Genomic DNA, 18,902 nt, shown 5'->3' with positions numbered 1-18,902 from the left:
CCAGTAATTAAGTGACTGATACACCGCTTTTGCGAGCAAGCCCGCTCCCACACTGACCGAGTTCTCCCTCCACAAAAAATGCTGAGCGACCTACCATGACCCAGCAAAACCTCTACCTCGGCATCGACTGCGGCACCCAGGGCACCAAGGCCATCGTGCTGGACGCCACCAGCGGCAAAGTCCTGGGCCTGGGCGCTGCCAGCCACACGCTGATCAGCGGCGCCAACGGGCGCCGCGAACAGCACACCCAGGAGTGGCTGGACGCCTTTACCGAAGCCACCCACCGCGCCTTGCAACAGGCCGGCGTGGACGGCCAGGACATCCTCGCCATCGGCGTTTCCGGCCAGCAGCACGGCCTGGTACTGCTCGATGACCAAGGCCAGGTGCTGCGCCCCGCCAAGCTGTGGTGCGACACCGAAACCGCGCCGGAAAACGATCGCCTGCTGCAGCACCTCGGCGGCGAAAGCGGCTCCCTGGAACGCCTCGGCGTGGCCATCGCTCCGGGTTACACCGTGTCCAAGTTGCTGTGGACCCGCGAACAGCACCCGCAGATTTTCGCGCGCATCGCCCATATCCTGCTGCCCCACGACTACCTCAACTACTGGCTCACCGGGCGCGCCTGCGCTGAATACGGCGATGCCTCAGGCACCGGTTATTTCAACGTACGCACTCGGGAATGGGACCTGGCGCTGTTGCGCCACATCGACCCCGAAGGGCGCCTGGAAGCCGCGCTGCCCGAGTTGATCGAGGCCAATCAGCCAGTGGGCACCATCCTGCCGGCCATCGCCGAGCGCCTGGGCATCAACCCGAATGCGCGGGTTTCCAGTGGCGGCGGCGACAACATGATGGGCGCCATCGGCACCGGCAATATCGCCCCCGGCGTGATCACCATGAGCCTCGGTTCATCCGGCACCGTGTATGCCTTTGCCGATCAGGCCAACGTCAGCCCGCAGGCGTCGGTAGCGACGTTCTGCTCCTCCAGCGGCGGCTGGCTGCCGTTGATCTGCACCATGAACCTGACCAACGCCACCGGGGTTATCCGCGAGCTGTTCGACCTTGACCTTGCGGCCTTCAACGCGCTGGTGGATCAGGCGCCGATTGGCGCCGACGGCGTGAGCATGCTGCCGTTCCTCAACGGCGAACGGGTGCCCGCCCTGCCCAACGCCACCGGCAGCCTGCATGGTTTGACCATGACCAACCTGACCCGCGCCAACCTGTGCCGCGCGGTGGTCGAAGGCACCACCTTTGGCCTGCGCTACGGCCTGGACCTGTTGCGCCAGACCGGCCTGCAAAGCCAGAGCATCCGGCTGATTGGCGGCGGCTCGAAAAGCCCGGTGTGGCGGCAGATGGTTGCCGATATCATGAACACCGAAGTGATCTGCACCGAACAAAGCGAAGCCGCTGCCCTGGGCGCGGCGATCCAGGCAGCGTGGTGCCAGTCCGGTGAGAGCCTGGCGCAGCTGTGCCAGCGTTGCGTCAGCGTCGACGCGGGCAGCCGCACTGTGCCGGATGCCGGCAGCGTCAGCGCCTACCAGCAGGCTTATGAGCGTTATCAACAGCACGTGGCATCCCTTTAAGAGCGAACGAATATGTATTTGGTATGTGGCGAAGCGCTGTTTGATTTTTTCAGCGAGGACGATGCCAGCGGCAAGGCATCCAGGGTCAATTACAAGGCGATTGCCGGTGGCTCGCCGTTTAACGTCGCGGTAGGTTTGCGTCGCCTGGGAATCGATGCGGGCTTTTTCGCCGGGATCTCCGACGACTATCTGGGCCGGCGCCTGTTGCAGGTGCTCAAGGATGAAGGCGTGCGCGAGGATTTCCTGCTGGAATTCGCCGCACCCACCACCCTGGCGATGGTGGCCGTGGGTGCCAATGGCTCACCGCAATACAGCTTTCGCGGTGAAGGTTGCGCCGACCGCCAGTTGCAGCTTGAACACCTGCCAGCATTGGCCGACGACGTGCGTGGCGTGCACATCGGATCGTTCTCACTGGTGGTGCAGCCGATTGCCGACACCTTGCTGGCCCTGGTCCGCCGGGAAAGCGGCAAGCGCCTGATCAGCCTGGACCCCAACGTACGCCTGAACCCGGAGCCGAACATCGAGCTGTGGCGCGCCCGCGTGGCCGAGCTGGTCAAGCATGCCGACCTGATCAAGGTCAGCGATGAGGACCTGCACCTGCTGTACCCCGGCCAAACGCCGGAAAGCGTCCTGCAAGGCTGGTTGCAGCACCGTTGCCAACTGGTGTTCCTGACCCGTGGCGGCGATGGCGCGACGGTGTTCAGCCGTCAGCACGGCACCTGGTCGGCGCCGGCGGTCAAAGTCGTCATGGCAGATACCGTCGGTGCCGGCGATACGTTCCAGGCCGCGTTGATCACCTGGCTGACCGAGCAGCAACTGGACTCGGTCGAGGGCCTGCAACAGCTGTCCCGCGAGCAGATCAGCAGCATGCTGGTGTTCGCCATTCGTGCAGCTGCATTGACCTGCAGCAAGACGGGTCCGGACTTGCCTTATCGTCATCAGCTGGACTGACGAACACCTCATAAAAACCAATGTGCCAGCATGGAGGCCGCGTAGTACGTGGCCTCCAGCCTTGCGGTCACCTGTCCGAAACCCCTGCATTGTGTACAAAACTGTACTAGACCCAAAAGCACGTACGGTTTTTTATAACAAAAGCAGGACCGATCCATGGGCAATAAACGGACCTTTCGCAAACGCGCCGTTTTAGCTGTCGGCATCCTCTCACTGCATTACCTGCCCTCCCAACACGCCCAGGCAGCTTGCGTGCTCACCCCGGGCCCGGGCAACGACACCTACACCTGTGACAGTGGTAGCAACACGGGCCTCACCGACCTGCTGGGCAACAACACCCTGATTTTGCCCGCAGGTGGCACTGGCACCATCAATGGCGGCGTAACCTTTGGCGCCGGCCAGGACGCGGTGCAAATCCGCTCAGGCCTGATTACCGGCGCGGTCCAACAAGGCGCCGGCATCGACGACTTCGTGATGAGCGGCGGGCAGATTCAATCCCTCGCCCAGGGCGATGGCCGCGACACCTTCTTCATGAGTGGCGGCACCATCGTCGGGGCGTTCGAGGACGGCGACGTGGCGCAGCAAACCGGTGGCACCATCGGCCGGGTCGACATGAAGCTCGACAACAACCTCTATGACATGTCCGGTGGAGCGATCCTCGGCAACCTGGTGACCGGTTTTGGCATTGACCGAATCACCGTCTCCGGCGGCACTATCGGCGGCAATATCAGCACCAGTGGTGGCGATGACAGCATCAGCGTCAGTGGCGGTGTGATCGATGGCGAGATTCGCGCCAGTGTCGGCAATGACACCTTCAACTGGACCAATGGCGGCCAGATCAAGTCCGCCGTACTGATGGGCGATGGCAATGACACCGCACTGCTCAGTGGCCTCAATGAAACCCTGCTCAGCAGCGCGCCCTCGATTGACGGCGGCCTGGGTACCGATCAACTGACCTTCGACAACACCACCTCCAGCACCGCCGCGCGCTATATCGGGTGGGAGACGGTCAACCTCAATAACAATTCGCACTTCGACCTGGCCGGGGACTTTTTCCTCGGCGACAGCGCCAGCAGCACCGGTACGTTCAACATCGATGGCAGCAGCTCCCTGGGCGTGATCCAGGGCAGCATCCGCCCCTACACCGCAGGCCAGTTGGCGACCCTCAACAACGCCGGCACCATCGACATGACCACCGGCAGCAACAGCGCCTCCGATGCGCTCATGGTGTATGGCAACTACGTCGGCAACAATGGCCAGCTGTGGCTGCAGTCTGTGCTGGGTGACGACAGCTCCGCCAGCGACAAGCTAGTGGTTTCCGACGGGACCATCAGCGGCCATACCCAACTATCCGTAAGCAACCTCGGCGGCGCGGGCGGGTTCACGCAAAATAACGGGATAGAGGTGGTGCAGGCACTCAACGGTGCCGTCAGTAGCACGGACGCCTTTGCCCTGAAAGGCTCGGTGTCTGCCGGGGCCTATGAGTATCTGCTGTTCAAGGGGGGTGTCACCGCCGGCACGGAAAACAACTGGTATTTGCGTTCCTCGGTGGTCGCCGTGCAACCGCCGGCGGTTCCACCTGTTCCACCGACGCCGCCAGTGGTGGTGCCGGTACCACCGATCCCGCCGGTGCCTCCGGTAGTGGCGCCGGATGAACCGCCCGTGGAGCCACCCACTTCACAGCCCGTCGCACCGGTCGAGGCCCCTGCTCCACCGCCCAGCCAGGTAGCGGCCGCAAACTCGCCGGAGTCGGCGGCGAGCAACCCGGTGTTGCCAACTGCCATCGCCGGTGCCGAGCCGATTCCGTTGTATCGACTGGAAGTGCCGGTGTACTCGGTCGTCGTACCGGCCGCGCAGTTGATGACGCTGCAAGCCCTGGGCACCTTCCATGACCGCCAGGGCGAACAAAGCCTGCTGAGTGAAACCGGCTCCGTGCCGGCAGGTTGGGGCCGCGCCTATGGCAGCGACTTCAACAAGAGCTGGTCGGGCACGGTGTCGCCGAGTTTCGACGGTTCCATCAAAGGTTATCAGGTGGGCCACGACCTCTACGCCGCCGAGACCAGCGGCGGGCAGACTCAACGCTTTGGCCTGTTCATCGGCCAAAGCCGCCTGCAAGGTGACATCAAAGGCTTTGCCATGGGGTTTGAGGACACACGCTCCGGGCAGGTGAAACTCGACGGCGACAACTTCGGCGCCTACTGGACCCTTACTGACCCCAAAGGCTGGTACGTGGACCTGGTGGCCATGGGCACGCGCTTCGACGGCGAAAGCAAATCCGAGCGTGACGTGAAAATCGACAACAAGGGCCACGCACTGGCGTTGTCAGCGGAGGCCGGTTATCCCATAGACGTGTCCGATAATTGGGTGGTGGAACCCCAGGTGCAGGTGATCAACCAACACATTGACATGGACAGCCAGAACGACGGCATCTCCAAGGTCTCATTCGACTCTCAGGACTACTGGTCCGGCCGCCTGGGCGCTCGTTTCAAGGGCCGTTACCTGGTGCAGAACACGCCCATCGAGCCGTATGTGCGGGCCAACGCATGGCGCACGTTCGGCGGCAGCGACACGGTGACCTACGCGGATGTCGACCGGATTAAAACCGATCACAAGTCATCCACCGCCGACCTGGGCGTTGGGGTTGTCGCCAAGCTGTCGTCCACCGTCAGCGTGTACCTGGCGGCGGACTACAACACCCAACTGGACAGCAATGCCTTTGAAGGTTTCAGTGGCAATGCCGGGGTGCGGGTCAGTTGGTAGGCGCGGACGCTTTAGGGCAGGTCACTGCCCGGGCAACGATGGCGCCCACTGCAGCCCCGACGATCGGCGCCACCCAGAACAACCACAGTTGCATCACGTACTCCCCCCCGGCAAACAACGCCGGCCCCGTGCTACGGGCCGGGTTGACCGAGGTATTGGTGACAGGGATGGCCACCAGGTGGATCAACGTCAGCGTCAGGCCAATCGCAATCGGCGCAAACCCCGCAGCCGAGCCAGGGCCGGTGACGCGCATGATGATGAACACAAAAAAGAACGTCGCCACCGCCTCAACCACCAACGCAGCCAGCAGGCTGTATTGCCCCGGGCTCAGTGGGCCATAACCATTGGCGGCGAAAGCACCCATTTCAAAACCCGGCCGGCCGCTGGCAATCAGCGCCAACACGGCGGCGGCGACAATCGCGCCGGCCACCTGGGCAATGATATACGGCACCACATCAACGCCCGGTACGCGGCGCCCCACCCACAGGCCAATGGTCACCGCCGGGTTGAAGTGCGCACCGGAAATACCGCCCACCGCGTAGGCCATGGTCAGCACCGTCAAGCCAAAGGCCAGGGCGACGCCGGCAAAGCCGATGCCCAACTCCGGAAATGCCGCCGCCAGTATCGCGCTGCCACAGCCGCCGAAAGTCAGCCAGAACGTTCCCAGAAACTCTGCTGCGATTTTCTTTTGCAAACTCAACTCCACCTAGTGCAAACGCCATCCGATTGATGGACCCGGCGGCGACGGTAGCAAGAGGGGTTAACCGGCTCGTATCAGACTTTTCCGGTTAATGGCGGCGAGATAACGACGGCGCTGAAGATGAAGCTTTTGTCAGTAAAGGCGCACTTAATCCATGGTTAATCCCCCGGGACGAGAGTTTGATCGACCGCACTCGCACGGCCTTCGCCGTTGCCCAGGGCGGCCGCGGCTCATCACTTTGTTGAGCCTGCGAACGACTTGCGGAGAAACACCATGAAACTGCGTACGTTAATGCTCGGTGCTGCACTTGCCCTGACGGCTGTAACGGGGATGGCGCAGGCTGACACCACGCCGGTGGTGCCCTATCACTACGGCATGCCACTGAATGTGGCCAAGGTGCTTGCGATGAACGAAACGCCGACCAATGAATGCAAGGTCATCAAGGCCGACATGAAGTTCGTGGACAAGGCCGGGAAAGTCGAAGACGTGAGTTATCACAAACTGTCCGAGGCGTGTGACTTCCAGAATTGACCCAATGCACTTTGTTGTAGGAGCAAGCTTGCTCGCGAAGGTCATCAACGATGACGCTGGCATCCTGAATAAACGCGGTGCCTTTGCGTTCTTCGCGAGCAAGCTCGCGCCTACAAAGGTATCCTTGCGCACTCGTTAAGGCTGAAAGGATTCGCCATGAAATTGCACTTCCGTCCCCTCGCGACCTTCACCGCCCTGCTGTGCTTTGCCCTTGCGCTGATTTGGGGGTTGCGCCCCGACCTGCTCCTGTGGGTGTGGAGTGTCGAATACTCCAGCGCCACTGGCCTGGTCGCTCGCCGCAACGCCGCGCTGTTCCTGGCCATCGGCATCATGTTTTATCGCGCCCGCCATTCCCCACCTGATGCCACACGACACGCCATGACCACAGGCTTTGTGACCGGCTGTTTTGTACTGGCGATATTGGGTATCAGCGAATGGATCAGCGGCCACTCGGGCCCGGGGATTTTGCTGGCGGTGATCACGGAAACGGCGTTGGGCCTGGCGTTTATCCAGGCCCGCAAGTCTTCACTGACTGAAGCTCAGCCGTCCGTTTAATAGAAGGGACGTGCTCCGGCTCTCTTGAGTGCCGGGGCTTGGGTATGGGTGTGCTTGAGGTCTTCGCGCAACTCGGTAATCAAGTTGCAGATCGCCCGACTGCTGTCGAGCTTGTTGGCGCAAATGCCGGTAACCACCAGGTCGACCCGGTCATGGTCGATCTCGTGATAAACCTTGACCGTCAGCGAGGCGTCTGACGCCTTGGTGACTTCACAGCGCTTAGGCAGGAAACTTCCTTCAATAATGCCGCGTAGTTCCAGATCCGAAAGCATGGCCGACCTCTCCTTTTATGAGATTGCCAATCGATTGTTATGACTATTCGTACTGCTGGCGGCCGTGGTTAAACGTTCGCCGTTTGCGCCTTACCAACCCTGGAAGACGACTTTACTCACCCAGCCTACTAGGCTCGTTCGAGATGCGTTGGATCCTTTCCTCATAAGCAGCAACGCTACTTATATAAGTTACGTGGCAGACCGCCATTAACCCATCCGTTCGAGGGGGCAGTGGCTGTATTTATGACTCATTCAGAGTTGTAACAAGATCTTATAAAGCATTAAACATGCCGCCGGGCGCGGCCCGGTGCGCCCCAGACAAATCGGCGTATTCGGACAAAAAACATTGCGCCGGCTCATGCATCCTGCAACAAGCCCCGTTTGGCATCATGCAATTTGAAAGACTGACCGTTATAAGTGCGTGAATGGCACTTTTTACATATTAAAAAAAAGCTATCCAAACGAGTGTCCCTGACCAAATTAAACATTCGTTAGATTAAACGTTTAACCTGCCTGAGCCGCCACTCGCTCTGCAACATGTCGCAAACTATCGAAGTTAATATTGGCCCCCGAGTTGATCGCCACCCATGTTTGCCCCGCGATACCGGTCATCGCGACATGCTTGCAGATGCCGGCTACCGCCAGTGCACCTGAAGGCTCGGTGATCGACCGCGTATCGTCGTAGATCAGCTTGATGGCGCTGCACAGTTCGTCATTGCTGACGGTGATCACCTCATCCACGTGGTGCCGACAGATTTCAAAGCCATAGGCGCCGATCTGCGCGACGGCGGTGCCATCGGCAAAGCTGTCGACACTCGGCAGCACCAGCCGATTACCTGCGCGCATGGCTGCCAACAGGCAACTGGAGCCTTCGGGCTCGACGCCGATGATGCGCACTTCAGGGCGCAGGTATTTGACATAGGCCGCGATACCCGAGATCAACCCGCCGCCGCCCACCGGTACAAAGATCGCATCCAGCGGGCCTTGTTGCTGGCGTAACACCTCCATGGCCACCGTGCCCTGCCCGGCAATCACATCCGGGTCGTCGAACGGCGAAACAAACGTGCTGCCCGTGGCCTCGGCCAACTGCAACGCATGGGCCAGGGCAAACGGAAAGCTCGCCCCGTGCAACACCGCCTCGCCGCCTCGGGAGCGCACCCCGAGCACCTTCAGTTCGGGGGTGCTGCACGGCATGACGATCGTCGCCTTGATCCCCAATTCCCGCGCCGCCAATGCCACGCCCTGGGCATGATTACCGGCCGACGCGGTGATCACGCCCCGGGCCTTTTGCGCGTCGGTGAGTTGCACCAACTTGTTGTAGGCGCCGCGAATCTTGAAGGAAAAGGTCGGTTGCAGGTCTTCACGCTTGAGCAGGACCTGATTGCCCAGCAACGCCGAAAGCGCCGGCGCCGCCTGCAACGGCGTACGCACCGCCAGGTCGTAGACCGGGGCGGCGAGGATCTTCTTCACGTAGTGTTCAAGCAATCCCGAATCTTGGGTCTGGCTCGCCGGGCGGGTGCTCATGGGTGTCTCCTGGGGGTTTACGGGGCCCTGGCGACGGAAAAACAAAACCCGCCTCTAGGGCGGGTTTGGGTGCAGCCGAGCGCTATCCCGCCAAATGAGGAATGGCGGTAATAATGCTTGGCTGGCAACGAAAGGTTTGAAATGTCATGAATCAAAATTAACCGCCGCTGCCGGGCAAGTCAATCGCGAAACGCCAGGCTTTACTCCAAGCATACGAAACGTATACGCTTTGTATATCAACCCAGCACAGTGAAGCTCATGGGCATCGTCAAGATCACCGACCAATTGCACGAACAACTCCGTCTGGCCAGCGCCACCATGGACCGTTCCATCAACGCCCAGGCCGAGTTCTGGATCAAGATCGGCCTGCTCGCCGAACTCAATCCGCACCTGGCCTATAACGACCTGATCAACAAGCTGTTGCTGGACAAGCCCGACCTGATCCGGGGGCGCAGCTAATGATCAAGACCGCCGAACAACTCGTCGTGATGCGCGAAGCGGGCCGCCTGTTGGCCCAGGTGTTTACCATGCTCGATGGCTTTGTCGCGGCCGGCCAGTCGACCCTGGAGATCGACAGCGCCGTCGAAGCCTATATCCGCAATGACCTGCAATCGCGGCCCGCGAGCCTGGGCCAGTACGACTACCCCTTCTGCATCAACACCTCGATCAACGAGGTGGTGTGCCACGGCATGCCCGACGCCAAGGCCGTGCTCAAGGACGGCGACATCGTCAACATCGACATCACCCTGGAAAAAGGCGGCTTTATCGCCGACTCCAGCAAGATGTACATGATTGGCAACGTCGCGCCCAAAGCCCGGCGCCTGGTGGAAATGACCTTTGAAGCCATGTGGGCCGGCATCCGCCAGGTCAAGCCCGGCGCGCGCCTGGGGGACATCGGCTACGCCATCCAGAGCCACGCCCAGAGCAACGGCTACAGCGTGGTGCGCGAATATTGCGGGCACGGCATCGGCCGCGAGATGCACGAAGACCCGCAGATCCTGCACTTCGGCCGCCCCGGCACCGGCCTGGAGTTGCGCGAAGGCATGGTGTTTACCATTGAGCCAATGCTCAACCAGGGCAGCGCCAAGGTGCGCAGCTTGAAGGATGGCTGGACGGTGGTAACGCGGGATAACAGTCTGTCGGCGCAGTGGGAACATACCGTGGCGGTGACGCGGGACGGGTTTGAGGTGTTGACGTTGCAACACAGCGCCGGCGAATGACCTGTGGCGAGGGAGCTTGCTCCCGCTGGGCTGCGCAGCCGCCCCCAAAAAAACAGGAGCGCTGCGCACTCCAGCGGGAGCAAGCTCCCTCGCCACAGCAAGCTCCCTCGCCACAACAAGCCCCCTCGCCACAAATAACTTCCCGAATGTAGTCACACCGCCTTATCGCCATTCCCCGCAATCCGCTTCAACCCCAACACCATCAACCCCGCCCCCAGCCCCATCGCCGCCATAAACAACGGATACGAAACCCACCACGGCGTGCCCGCCGTCATCATGCTGAACTCCGACATCCCGCCCACACTGGCAATCAGGTTCAACGGCAAGAACACCACGTTGATCAACGTCAGCTTGCGCAGCAGGTTGTTCATGCTGTTGTTCATCAGGTTGCCCCGGGCATCGATCAGCCCGGAGAACACGTTGGAGTAAATCTCCGCCTGCTTGTAGCACTGGTTGTTCTCGATGATCAGGTCATCGATCAGGCCCAGTGTTTCAGCGCTGAAATGTTCCTTTTCCCCATGGTTACGCAGGCGCGTCAGCACCGCGCCGTTGCTGTGCAGGGCGTTGATGTAATAGATCAGGCTTTCGCTGAGGCTGAACATCTGCATCAGGTGGCGGTTACTCATCGAGGCGTTGAACTGCTGCTGCAACTCCCGGGCGACCATCTTGATCACCTTGAGGTGGCCCAGGTAGTGGTGGATGTTGTTAAGCAGCAGGTCCAGCAACACATCCAGTGGCGTGCGTAACGGCCGGCGCGCACCCAGCCCGGAAAGCTGGCTGTCGTCGGTGGCGATCACCAGCAACTGATCCCCGGAAAACAACAAGCCGCAGGACGCCACTTCAAACACCAGGTTGCCGCCGCCGGAATAGTTCTCCGGGCGCTTCCAGATCAAAAACAGGTTATCCGGGTGAAACTCGATGCGCGACACTTCGTCCGGGTCCAGCGCCGAGGCCAGGGCATGCTCATCGAGCTTGTAGCAATCGCGCAGGTACTTGCGCTCGTGGGCGTCCGGATTGCTGAAGAGCAGCACATTCCCGTCATCCCCCAGGCTGTTGTACAACTTGCCATCGGCTAATTCAAAGCGCTGGATCATCGCGCGTCACCACACCTGGCCTTGACGCTTCAACTCCAGGCGTCGTACGAACTCCTCCAGTACCAGGGAATACAAATCGTCTTGCAGGTAGGCGTCTTCGATGCCGGCGTCCATGTTGGGGTTGTCGTTGACCTCGATCACCACCACCTTGTCGCCGGATTGCTTGAGGTCCACGCCGTACAGGCCGTCGCCGATCAGGTTGGCGGTTTTTACCGCCAGTTCCACCACCGCCTTGGGGGCCTCATGGACCGCCAGGGTGCGGCATTCGCCGTTGATGTCCTGGCCGATCGCCTTGTGGTTGTAGATCTGCCAATGGCCCTTGGACATGAAGTACTGGCAGGCAAAGATCGGTTTGCGGTTGAGCACGCCAATGCGCCAGTCGTACTCGGTGTAGAAAAATTCCTGGGCCAGCAGCAACACAGAATGCTCGAACAACTCAGCGGTGGCGGTCAGCAGCGCTTGCTGGCTTTCGACCTTGATCACGCCACGGGAGAAACACCCGTCGGGGATCTTCAGCACCAGCGGGAAGCCCAGGCGCTCGCCCACCCGTTCGAAATCTTCGGGTCGCTCCTTGTACAGAATTTCGGTCGCGGGCATGCCCAGTTGATGGCTTTTGAGCAGGTCCGTCAGGTAGACCTTGTTGGTGCAGCGCAGGATCGACGCCGGGTCGTCCATCACTACCAGCCCTTCACTCTCGGCCTTTTTGGCGAAGCGGTAGGTGTGGTTGTCGACGCTGGTGGTCTCGCGGATCAGCAAGGCGTCGTATTCGGCCAGGCGGGCGTAGTCCTTGCGTTCGATCAGCTCGACATCGATACCCAGGCCCTTGCCGACCCGTACGAAGTTGTCCAGAGCGCGGGCGTTGGAAGGCGGCAATTGTTCCTGCGGGTCGTGCAGGATCGCCAGGTCATACCGGGCCAAACGTCGGGACCGCGGTTGACGCCAGATCTTGCGGCTGAAGTTGTCCAGCGCATTGGCGAATTGATCTTCCTGGTCATCGCGCAACTTGTGCAACACGCCAGACTTGATGCCTTCGATGTGCCAGCCGTTATTCTTGCGAAACTCAACTAACAGGATCGGACAGGGAAACGCTTCAAACAACTGCCGGGCCAAATCCTGCAAGGGTTCAATATTGGTTCGGCCAAAGTAAAGTGTCAGGGTAAAGCCTTCGGTGTTGCTGTAGAGATGATGACTCAAGGCTTTATCAAGGGTTTTATCCAGGTCATCCAGGGCCAGGCCATACAGGGACTTCTTGGTCAATTCGCTGATGGTGCGCACCGACGGAATTACCTTGTGGCCTCGCGCCTCGGCCAGCAGCGAGCAGTAGTAGCCGTGGCCCAGGTACTTGTAGCTGCGGCACAGGTTGATCACCTGCACGCGCTTGCCCGTCTCGTTTTCCCGGGTTTGCTCAAGGTATTCCTGGGCGGTGACGATGTCTTCGCTGGGGAAGTACGACGCCCAGTCTTCTTTGCGTTCGACAATGATCACGACTTGGCTTGCACTCTTCGGAGGGCTGGAAAAATAACCGTTGGAAGTTATTGTCGCCGCCACTGTTTGCTCGGATACTTCACGCCAATGACCTTGTACCGCTGACATATTGATTGATCCGCTTTAGAGAACTAGACCTTTTCTATTAAGCACGATCTTTTAGAGAAGTCCCGTTTCGTTACGCAACTTTTACGGCGGTCACATGGCTCTTTCCTTTCGCGTTGCGACACCCGAAGACGTGCCCCAATTGGTGGCATTGGAACAGCACTGTTTCACCACGGACCGGCTCTCCACCCGCAGCTTCCAGTGGATGGTCAGCCGCGCCCACGGGCAACTGCTGGTAGCGGAAAAACACGGCGATTTGCTCGGCTACGCCCTGGTGCTGTTCCACCGTGGCACCTCCTTGGCGCGCCTGTATTCGATCGCTATCGCCGAGTCCTCCCGGGGCCTGGGTTTGGGCAAGCAACTGCTGACGCGCATCGAAGCCTGCGCCGTGGAACATGACTGCGCGTACCTGCGCCTGGAAGTGCGCACCGATAACCCCGGCGCCATCGCCCTGTACGAGCGCAACGGCTACCGGCGCTTTGCCCTGATCAACGACTATTACGAAGACCACGCCGCCGCCCTGCGCCTGGAGAAGCGCATCCTCCAACACCAGGATGTGCGCGCCCTGAGCGTGCCCTATTACCAGCAGACCACCGACTTCACCTGCGGCGCCGCCAGCCTGCTGATGGCCATGGGCGCCCTGGAACCTGCGCGGGTCGCCCAGCGCCGCGAAGAGCTGCAGATCTGGCGCGAGGCAACCACCGTGTTCATGACCGCAGGCCATGGCGGTTGCAGCCCGCAAGGCCTGGCATTGGCCGCCTGGCGCCGGGGCTTTCGGGTGCGCATGCAGGTGAATGTGCGCGGGCCGTTGTTTCTTGATGGGGTGCGTGATGAGCATAAAAAAGACGTCATGCGCCTGGTGCATGACGCCTTTGAGGAAGAGCTGGCATTGAGCGACGTTGAGCAAGTACTCGGCGGCCCGCTGGATTTACCCCAGGTACTGCGCGACGGCGGGCAGCCGCTGGTGTTGATCAGCAGCTACCGGCTGACCCGCTCCAAGTCGCCCCATTGGGTGATCGTCACCGACTGCGACGAAGATTTTGTGTACCTGCATGACCCGGATGTGGACCACAGCCAGCATCGCCAACCCATGGACTGCCAGCACCTGCCAGTCAGCCACGGGGAGTTCGAGCGAATGTGCCGGTTCGGCAACAACAAATTGCGCGCGGCGGTGGTGGTATTCAGGCGACCTGCTTGATCCCGGCCTTGGCCTCCAACTCACGCACCAGCGGCAGCACGCGCTGGCCGAAGTACTCGACTTCTTCCTGGAAGTGCAGGAAGCCGGCCAGCACCAGGTCCACGCCTACCGCCTTCAAGGCGACGATGCGCTCGGCGATCTGCTGCGGGGTGCCAATCAGGTTGGTCTTGAAGCCGTCGTTGTATTGCACCAAATCCTCAAAGGTCGACTTGGCCCAGTTGCCCTCGCCTTCCGGTGATGCCTTGCCCGCCTGTTTCGCTGCGTCGCCAAACGCATTGACGGCTTCCGGGTCGGCCTGGTCGATGATTTGCGCGAGCACGGCGCGGGCTTCTTCCTCGGTGTCGCGGGCGATCACAAACGCGTTGACGCCGACTTTTACCGAGTGATTGTTGGCCGCCGCCTTGGCACGAATGTCGTCGACCTGGGCCTTGATGCCTTCCGGGGTATTGCCGTTGGTGAAGTACCAGTCCGACACGCGCGCCGCCATGTCCCGCGCCGCCCGCGAACTGCCGCCCTGGAAGATTTCCGGGTGTGGCTCGCCCAGTGGTTTGGGTTTGAGGCTGTAGTTGTTGAAGCGGTAGAAATCACCCTTGAAGGTGAAATTGTCCTGGGTCCAGATGCCTTTCAGGGCACGGATGAATTCTTCGGAACGCCGATAACGTTCGTCGTGCTCCAGCCAGTGTTCGCCGATGGCCTGGAACTCGCCCTTGAACCAGCCGCTGACGATATTGACCGCCACGCGGCCATTGGTGAGTTGGTCGATGGTCGCCAGTTGCTTGGCCGCCAGGGCCGGTTGCCAAGGGCCAGGCAGGATCGCCGCAATTACCTTGAGCGTGGTGGTGGCCGCCAGCAGCGCATGGCTGAACGCGACGGACTCATGCTGGTATTCGGCGCCATAGCCGGCGGTGAAACGAATCTGCGTGAGGGCGTATTCAAAACCCGCTTCCTCCGCCAACTGCGCCAGCTTGCGGTTGTAGTCGATGCCCCAGTGGGTGCGCTGTTCGATCTTGCTGACCACCAGCCCACCGCTGACGTTGGGCACCCAGTAGGCAAATTTGACGGCTTGCTGACTCATTGAACTGTACCTCGCACTTTGGGATGTACAGGTTATGGAGCAGCAAGTGTGCCAGTGGCAGTGAGACGCCCGCGTCACAAGGCTTTGAGCGGTGAAATGGGCGATGGACACGCTGCACAGAGGTGTTATGGATTGCAGCTGTTTGTCGTTTCACTGTTGCAGGAGCAACAGTTGAATCCGCTTCACGCCCGTAAACACGCGCTTTTACACCCGGCATGGACTGTGCAATGGCTCCAGTATCCAACTGCCCAGGAGCCGTCCCCATGACCGAACACCACGTGATCAATCCACTGTCCACCGGCGTCGATTATCAAGCCTTGGCCGAACGCTTCCGGCCGATTTTCCAGCGCATCGCCGAGGGTGCCGTAGAGCGTGAACAAACCCGCGCCCTGCCGAACGAGCCCATTCAGTGGCTCAAGCAAGCCGGCTTCGGCGCCGTGCGGGTGCCGGTGGAATACGGTGGCGGTGGCGCCTCCCTGCCCCAACTGTTTGAACTGCTGATCGAGCTGGCCGAAGCCGACTCCAACGTGCCCCAGGCCCTGCGCGGGCACTTCGCGTTTGCCGAAGACCGCCTGAATGCCGCACCGGGCGCGGCGCGGGACATCTGGTTCAAGCGCTTTGTCGACGGCGATATCGTCGGCTGCGCCTGGACCGAAATCGGCAGCGTGGCCATCGGCGATGTGGTGACCAAAGTCAGCCCCGACGGCGACAAATGGAAGCTCAACGGTGAGAAGTTCTACAGCACCGGCAGCCTGTTTTCCGACTGGATCGACGTCTACGCCCAACGCAGCGACACCGGCGGCGACGTGATTGCCGCCACCCGCACCCGCCAGCCCGGCGTGGTGCAAAGCGATGACTGGGACGGCTTTGGCCAACGCACCACCGGCAGCGGCACCTCGCGTTTTACCGATGCCGTGGTGGAAGCCGAAAACGTCATCGACTTTGCCACCCGCTTCAAATACCAGACTGCGTTTTACCAGTTGGTGCTGCTCGCCACCCTGGCCGGTATCGGCCGCGCGGCCGTCAGGGATGTGGCGCACCAGGTGCGCAGCCGCAAGCGAATCTACAGCCACGGCAATGCGGCCCATGTGAGCCAGGATTCGCAGATTCAACAGGTGGTGGGCGAAGTCGCGGCGCTGGTGTATGCCGCCGAAGCCAGTGCGTTGAAGGCAACCATTCCCGCGCAACGGGCTTACGTGGCGAGGTTCGGTGGGGATGATGCGGTGGAGCGCGAAGCCAATGTGGCCGCCGAAATCGAATCAGCCACGGCGCAGGTGGTGGTCTCGGAACTGATCCAGCGCGCCACCACTGAACTGTTCAACGCGCTGGGCGCATCCGATGTGCGCCAGGGTAAATCCCTCGATCGGCACTGGCGCAACGCGCGCACGGTGTCGTCCCACAACCCGGTGATCTACAAGGCAAGGATTGTCGGCGACCGGGTGATCAATGGCACCGAGCCGCCGTTTGTGTGGCAGATCGGTAACGGGCCGGCGCGTTAAAACGCCAACTTGTAGCCGATCATCACCAGCATGAACGCCAGGCACGGGCGCAATATCCCGTCCGGGACTTTACCGGCCATGTGGCTGCCGACATAAATCCCCGGCAGCGAGCCCATCAACAGGAAGCCCAGCAGGTGCCAGTCCATGTTGCCCATGCTCGCGTGCCCCAGGCCTGCGACCAGGGTCAGCGGTACGGCGTGGGCGATTTCCGTGCCCACCAGGCGCTTGGTGGCCAGGAACGGGTACAGGATAAACAGCGCCACGGTGCCCAGGGCGCCGGCACCGATGGAGGTCAGGGCAACCATGGTGCCGAGGACCGCGCCGGTGAGGATGGTCAGCGCATTCAGGTTGCGCGGTTTCATATGGTAGTCGTCGCCCGCATGACGCTGGGCGAAGGCCAACAGCTTGCTCTTGAACAGAATGGCGGTGGCCGTCAGCAACAGCACCACGCCAAGCGCCTGCTTGATCACCGCGTTCATGGCGGTGGGGTCAGTGTCCAGGCTCTTGAGGAACCACAAGGTCAGCAACACCGCCGGCACGCTGCCCAGGGTCAACCAGCCGGTAATGGTCCAGTCGATATTGCGATTCTTGCTGTGAACCAGCACGCCACCCGACTTGGTGATGGCCGCATACAACAGGTCGGTACCCACGGCAGTCGCCGGGTTGATACCGAACCACAGCAGGATCGGCGTCATCAACGAGCCCCCGCCTACACCGGTCATGCCAACGATAAATCCAACGATCAGGCCAGCAACCACGAAACCAAAATTACCCACATCCATTACAACTACCTGCGGCCTTATAAATTTCTGGCCGCAGCATAGCGATTTTTCTTATAACGACTTATATCAATACGATCTGACTTTATGCTTTTTTCGTCAGTCGCTGACTGCGGTAGGCCTGGGTCTGATACGGGAAGGCCACCGTGTCACGCCCACGCAGGGCCGGATGGGTGTCGATCAGGGTGTGCAATTGCTCGGTGACCCGCGCCTTTTGCGGCGCTGCCAGCGAAGCGATAAAGCTCACGGAGAGGAAGCGATCCATGATCACTTCCTGAGGGCTGCCCACATGGCTGTAGGGGAAGCAGGTCATTTCGGGGGCGGAAAAATACTCGCCGGTGAACGCCTCGCGCCAACGCCCGGTGTGAAAACGCGGGGTGTCGCCCTCGTAGGGGGTGATGATTTCGGTGATTGCCGCGACCCAGTCCACCGATTCGTCCCGCACGTTCCAGATCAACCCCAGACGCCCGTCCGGCTTGAGCACCCGGTGAATTTCCGCCAGGGCCGCTTCCGTGGAGAACCAGTGGAACGCCTGGGCACACACCAGCGCATCAGCGGTGGCTGCTTCAAGAGGGATGGCTTCGGCGGTGCCCGACAGCAGACGTACATTGGGCAGCAGTTTTTTCAACTGCGCGCCCATCGCCTCCACCGGTTCGACCGCAATCAGCGTCGGCGCCACGGTATTGAGCAACCGGGTGAACTTGCCGGTGCCGGCGCCCAGGTCGATGACCGTGGAATGTGCATCGATCTGCAGCGCGTCCGTCAGCCAGCCCGTGAGTTGTCGTGGATAGTCCGGTCGGCCCTGGGCATAAGTGGCGGCCTGCGTAGAGAAACCCTGTTGAGCAGACTTGTGAACACCGGTCATCGCCAATCTCTCCTCTGGTAGTGCGGGGGCCACAGTGTGCGCCCTTGCCGATTTATTTTCTAATCGCTGCATCCGTTTGCGCGTGCCGTGGGTAGTACCGGTAGCAGCGCCTCGCTGCTCCTATGGAGAGACACCGATGAACGCCAAAGCCTTGTTCTGCGTGACCTGCCTGTTCGCTGCTGCACCGACCGCCTTTGCCCAGACCGGTTTACCCGACAGCATCAAAGTGCCGGACGGTCACAAGGTGGCGATGGAAACCACCGGAGTCGGCGAAATCACCTACGAATGCCGGGACAAAGCCAACGCCGTAGGCCAGACCGAATGGTTTTTCGTCGGGCCCAAGGCGGTGCTCAATGACCGCAGCGGCCAGCAGGTCGGCAGCTACTTCGGCCCACCGGCCACCTGGCAGGCCAAGGACGGCTCGAAAGTCACCGGCACCCAGTTGGCGGTGGCGCCGTCCAGTGCCGGCAACCTGCCCTATCAACTGGTCAAGGCCAACCCCGCCGAAGGCAAGGGCGCGATGAGTGGCGTTGCGTACATTCAACGGGTTGCCCTAAAGGGTGGCGTAGCGCCGAGCACCGAATGCACGGCGGCCAACAAGGGCAAGCAGGAAGTGGTGAAGTACCAGGCCGACTACATCTTCTGGGCGGCCAATTAACCAAAGTCGTCTACGCTGCTGCGAAAGCGCCCCGGGCTCACCGCCGGGGCATCC

General features: G+C 61.0%; 18 protein-coding genes. 10 read left to right on the top strand and 8 right to left on the bottom strand.

The window, feature by feature from the left end; all coding sequences use genetic code 11:
* Positions 1 to 95: 95 nt before the first annotated feature.
* From xylB to CEC48_RS13980, 3 genes are all read left to right on the top strand, one after another.
* Positions 96 to 1,577, top strand: a complete 1,482-nt coding sequence (xylB, locus tag CEC48_RS13990) for a xylulokinase (RefSeq protein WP_088424299.1) — start codon at positions 96 to 98, stop codon at positions 1,575 to 1,577.
* Between the two features lie 12 nt (positions 1,578 to 1,589).
* Complete coding sequence (locus tag CEC48_RS13985; RefSeq protein WP_088424298.1) at positions 1,590 to 2,528, top strand: carbohydrate kinase; 939 nt, start codon at positions 1,590 to 1,592, stop codon at positions 2,526 to 2,528.
* Between the two features lie 156 nt (positions 2,529 to 2,684).
* Positions 2,685 to 5,288 carry an autotransporter outer membrane beta-barrel domain-containing protein gene (locus CEC48_RS13980; RefSeq protein ID WP_088424297.1) on the top strand — a complete coding sequence of 868 codons (2,604 nt, stop codon included), beginning with the start codon at positions 2,685 to 2,687 and terminating at the stop codon, positions 5,286 to 5,288.
* On the opposite strand, the gene aqpZ is transcribed toward CEC48_RS13980, so the two are convergent.
* Positions 5,278 to 5,982 (bottom strand): aquaporin Z, encoded by a 705-nt coding sequence (gene aqpZ / locus CEC48_RS13975; protein ID WP_088424296.1) that lies wholly within the window; start codon positions 5,980 to 5,982, stop codon positions 5,278 to 5,280. The two genes, CEC48_RS13980 and aqpZ, sit on opposite strands and share 11 nt — an antisense overlap.
* A gap of 279 nt (positions 5,983 to 6,261) precedes the next feature.
* Here aqpZ and CEC48_RS13970 point away from each other — a divergent pair, with 279 nt between their 5' ends.
* Both CEC48_RS13970 and CEC48_RS13965 read left to right on the top strand, forming a co-directional pair.
* Positions 6,262 to 6,519, top strand: a complete 258-nt coding sequence (locus CEC48_RS13970; protein ID WP_088424295.1) for a DUF2790 domain-containing protein — start codon at positions 6,262 to 6,264, stop codon at positions 6,517 to 6,519.
* Between the two features lie 156 nt (positions 6,520 to 6,675).
* Positions 6,676 to 7,074, top strand: coding sequence for a hypothetical protein (locus CEC48_RS13965; RefSeq protein WP_088424294.1), 399 nt, complete (start codon positions 6,676 to 6,678; stop codon positions 7,072 to 7,074).
* Here CEC48_RS13965 and CEC48_RS13960 read toward each other — a convergent pair.
* Together CEC48_RS13960 and ilvA are read right to left on the bottom strand one after the other, a co-directional pair.
* Positions 7,071 to 7,346, bottom strand: a complete 276-nt coding sequence (locus CEC48_RS13960) for a DUF1652 domain-containing protein (RefSeq protein ID WP_003215295.1) — start codon at positions 7,344 to 7,346, stop codon at positions 7,071 to 7,073. The genes CEC48_RS13965 and CEC48_RS13960 overlap by 4 nt on opposite strands.
* 504 nt (positions 7,347 to 7,850) lie before the next feature.
* The gene (ilvA, locus tag CEC48_RS13955; RefSeq protein ID WP_088424293.1) at positions 7,851 to 8,870 is read right to left on the bottom strand and encodes a threonine ammonia-lyase, biosynthetic; all 1,020 of its coding nucleotides are present in this window, start codon (positions 8,868 to 8,870) and stop codon (positions 7,851 to 7,853) included.
* Positions 8,871 to 9,128: 258 nt separating this feature from the next.
* Between ilvA and CEC48_RS13950 the strand changes: the two genes are divergently transcribed.
* Both CEC48_RS13950 and map read left to right on the top strand, forming a co-directional pair.
* Entirely contained in the window at positions 9,129 to 9,329 is a 201-nt protein-coding gene (locus tag CEC48_RS13950; protein ID WP_088424292.1) for a ParD-like family protein, read from the top strand.
* On the top strand, positions 9,329 to 10,090 hold the full coding sequence (gene map, locus CEC48_RS13945) for a type I methionyl aminopeptidase (protein ID WP_088424291.1): 762 nt from the start codon (positions 9,329 to 9,331) through the stop codon (positions 10,088 to 10,090). Before CEC48_RS13950 ends, map begins: the two co-directional genes overlap by 1 nt.
* 152 nt (positions 10,091 to 10,242) lie before the next feature.
* On the opposite strand, the gene CEC48_RS13940 is transcribed toward map, so the two are convergent.
* Together CEC48_RS13940 and CEC48_RS13935 are read right to left on the bottom strand one after the other, a co-directional pair.
* Positions 10,243 to 11,184 (bottom strand): magnesium transporter CorA family protein, encoded by a 942-nt coding sequence (locus CEC48_RS13940; protein ID WP_088424290.1) that lies wholly within the window; start codon positions 11,182 to 11,184, stop codon positions 10,243 to 10,245.
* Positions 11,185 to 11,190: 6 nt separating this feature from the next.
* Positions 11,191 to 12,777 carry a RimK family protein gene (locus CEC48_RS13935; protein WP_088424289.1) on the bottom strand — a complete coding sequence of 529 codons (1,587 nt, stop codon included), beginning with the start codon at positions 12,775 to 12,777 and terminating at the stop codon, positions 11,191 to 11,193.
* 94 nt (positions 12,778 to 12,871) lie between these two features.
* Here CEC48_RS13935 and CEC48_RS13930 point away from each other — a divergent pair, with 94 nt between their 5' ends.
* A complete protein-coding gene (locus CEC48_RS13930; RefSeq protein WP_088424288.1) occupies positions 12,872 to 13,972 on the top strand; it encodes a GNAT family N-acetyltransferase/peptidase C39 family protein in 1,101 nt (366 codons plus the stop codon).
* Here the strand turns inward: CEC48_RS13930 and sfnG are convergent.
* On the bottom strand, positions 13,956 to 15,047 hold the full coding sequence (gene sfnG, locus CEC48_RS13925) for a dimethylsulfone monooxygenase SfnG (protein ID WP_088424287.1): 1,092 nt from the start codon (positions 15,045 to 15,047) through the stop codon (positions 13,956 to 13,958). The genes CEC48_RS13930 and sfnG overlap by 17 nt on opposite strands.
* A gap of 263 nt (positions 15,048 to 15,310) precedes the next feature.
* Here sfnG and CEC48_RS13920 point away from each other — a divergent pair, with 263 nt between their 5' ends.
* A complete protein-coding gene (locus CEC48_RS13920; protein ID WP_088424286.1) occupies positions 15,311 to 16,546 on the top strand; it encodes an acyl-CoA dehydrogenase family protein in 1,236 nt (411 codons plus the stop codon).
* On the opposite strand, the gene CEC48_RS13915 is transcribed toward CEC48_RS13920, so the two are convergent.
* The gene (locus tag CEC48_RS13915) at positions 16,543 to 17,328 is read right to left on the bottom strand and encodes a sulfite exporter TauE/SafE family protein (protein WP_088424285.1); all 786 of its coding nucleotides are present in this window, start codon (positions 17,326 to 17,328) and stop codon (positions 16,543 to 16,545) included. The two genes, CEC48_RS13920 and CEC48_RS13915, sit on opposite strands and share 4 nt — an antisense overlap.
* An 82-nt stretch (positions 17,329 to 17,410) precedes the next feature.
* Positions 17,411 to 18,190: a class I SAM-dependent methyltransferase gene (locus CEC48_RS13910; RefSeq protein WP_088424284.1), complete on the bottom strand. Its 780-nt coding sequence runs from the start codon at positions 18,188 to 18,190 to the stop codon at positions 17,411 to 17,413.
* Between the two features lie 136 nt (positions 18,191 to 18,326).
* Here CEC48_RS13910 and CEC48_RS13905 point away from each other — a divergent pair, with 136 nt between their 5' ends.
* Entirely contained in the window at positions 18,327 to 18,848 is a 522-nt protein-coding gene (locus tag CEC48_RS13905; protein ID WP_088424283.1) for a DUF3455 domain-containing protein, read from the top strand.
* Positions 18,849 to 18,902: the final 54 nt, after the last annotated feature.

Origin of the sequence: Pseudomonas sp. K2I15, from assembly GCF_002204795.1 — a bacterium.
Taxonomy (GTDB): domain Bacteria; phylum Pseudomonadota; class Gammaproteobacteria; order Pseudomonadales; family Pseudomonadaceae; genus Aquipseudomonas.
The sequence above is the reverse complement of the archived record's forward strand: the minus strand, read 5'-3'. Positions and strand labels throughout refer to the sequence as shown.

Coding starts and splice junctions, on each gene's coding strand:
- CEC48_RS13970 (WP_088424295.1), top strand. CDS start 6,262: ATGAAACTGCGTACGTTAATGCTCGGTGCTGCACTTGCCCTGACGGCT.
- sfnG (WP_088424287.1), bottom strand. CDS start 15,047: ATGAGTCAGCAAGCCGTCAAATTTGCCTACTGGGTGCCCAACGTCAGC.
- CEC48_RS13935 (WP_088424289.1), bottom strand. CDS start 12,777: ATGTCAGCGGTACAAGGTCATTGGCGTGAAGTATCCGAGCAAACAGTG.
- xylB (WP_088424299.1), top strand. CDS start 96: ATGACCCAGCAAAACCTCTACCTCGGCATCGACTGCGGCACCCAGGGC.
- CEC48_RS13910 (WP_088424284.1), bottom strand. CDS start 18,190: ATGACCGGTGTTCACAAGTCTGCTCAACAGGGTTTCTCTACGCAGGCC.
- CEC48_RS13965 (WP_088424294.1), top strand. CDS start 6,676: ATGAAATTGCACTTCCGTCCCCTCGCGACCTTCACCGCCCTGCTGTGC.
- CEC48_RS13930 (WP_088424288.1), top strand. CDS start 12,872: ATGGCTCTTTCCTTTCGCGTTGCGACACCCGAAGACGTGCCCCAATTG.
- CEC48_RS13915 (WP_088424285.1), bottom strand. CDS start 17,328: ATGGATGTGGGTAATTTTGGTTTCGTGGTTGCTGGCCTGATCGTTGGA.
- CEC48_RS13985 (WP_088424298.1), top strand. CDS start 1,590: ATGTATTTGGTATGTGGCGAAGCGCTGTTTGATTTTTTCAGCGAGGAC.
- CEC48_RS13980 (WP_088424297.1), top strand. CDS start 2,685: ATGGGCAATAAACGGACCTTTCGCAAACGCGCCGTTTTAGCTGTCGGC.
- CEC48_RS13940 (WP_088424290.1), bottom strand. CDS start 11,184: ATGATCCAGCGCTTTGAATTAGCCGATGGCAAGTTGTACAACAGCCTG.
- map (WP_088424291.1), top strand. CDS start 9,329: ATGATCAAGACCGCCGAACAACTCGTCGTGATGCGCGAAGCGGGCCGC.
- CEC48_RS13905 (WP_088424283.1), top strand. CDS start 18,327: ATGAACGCCAAAGCCTTGTTCTGCGTGACCTGCCTGTTCGCTGCTGCA.
- CEC48_RS13960 (WP_003215295.1), bottom strand. CDS start 7,346: ATGCTTTCGGATCTGGAACTACGCGGCATTATTGAAGGAAGTTTCCTG.
- CEC48_RS13920 (WP_088424286.1), top strand. CDS start 15,311: ATGACCGAACACCACGTGATCAATCCACTGTCCACCGGCGTCGATTAT.
- ilvA (WP_088424293.1), bottom strand. CDS start 8,870: ATGAGCACCCGCCCGGCGAGCCAGACCCAAGATTCGGGATTGCTTGAA.
- CEC48_RS13950 (WP_088424292.1), top strand. CDS start 9,129: ATGGGCATCGTCAAGATCACCGACCAATTGCACGAACAACTCCGTCTG.